At 29.4% G+C, this 912-nt stretch carries 1 protein-coding gene; it reads left to right on the forward strand.

What is annotated here, in order from left to right:
- Positions 1 to 41 precede the first annotated feature (41 nt).
- Positions 42 to 912 (forward strand): ATP-binding protein (locus tag D8877_RS12230; protein ID WP_142999433.1); only part of this gene is annotated, 871 nt, incomplete at its 3' end.

Genomic DNA, 912 nt, shown 5'->3' on the forward strand with positions numbered 1-912 from the left:
GTATAATAAATAATACATAGTGTTATGTTATGAGGTATGAAATGAGCAACTTAAATAATAAGATATTTTCTTTGATTGAAATGAAGCGAGAAGGAAGCTACTGGGATTATAAAGAAAAGTATCATTCTAACAACGCGAAATTTATTCATGACATTATTTGTTTAGCTAATAATCTTGACAATAAAGACGCATATTTAATTTTTGGTGTTTCTGATAATGGAGAAGTAAAAGGCATAGCAGGGGATGAGAATAGAAAGAATCAGGCAGATATTATTGATTTGCTTAGAAACCAAAAGTTTGCAGGTAGAATTCCCCCGTTCGTTAAATTAGAAACTATATTATATTTTGATAAAGAAATTGATGTTTTAATAATATTTAACTCAAATCAAGTTCCTTATTATCTTGAAGAACAATTTGTTCGTGATAAAACAAAAATTTTACCAGGAGTTATATATACAAGACGACAAGATAGTAATACTCCAATAGACAGTATAGCTTCTATATATGAAATTGAACATCTGTGGCGAAGACGTTTTGGATTAGACCTTTCGCCTTTTGATAAATTGAGAAATTTTATAAAAGATAAACATTTGTGGGAAAAAAATTCAAATGGAAGATATTATAAGCCGCATCCTGAATTTACATTTGTAGAAGTTAATAATTCCGAAGATAGAAGAAGGAATGTTTTCTATGCTTATACACAAATGAATCAAAGCCATTATTTTAAAGACTATCAATTTAGATATCACCAAACTATATTATACGAAAGCGATATGGTTGTTATGGATTCAGGAAGGTATATAACCTCCACTCCAAATTTAGAAGTCCTAGACTTGGACATTGAGCAACATTCAGCACCAAATTTCTTATCATATAACTATTATACTCGTGATTCCATTGATTGGGATATAC

The organism is Streptococcus sanguinis (genome assembly GCF_003943735.1).
GTDB classification, from domain to species: domain Bacteria; phylum Bacillota; class Bacilli; order Lactobacillales; family Streptococcaceae; genus Streptococcus; species Streptococcus sanguinis_E.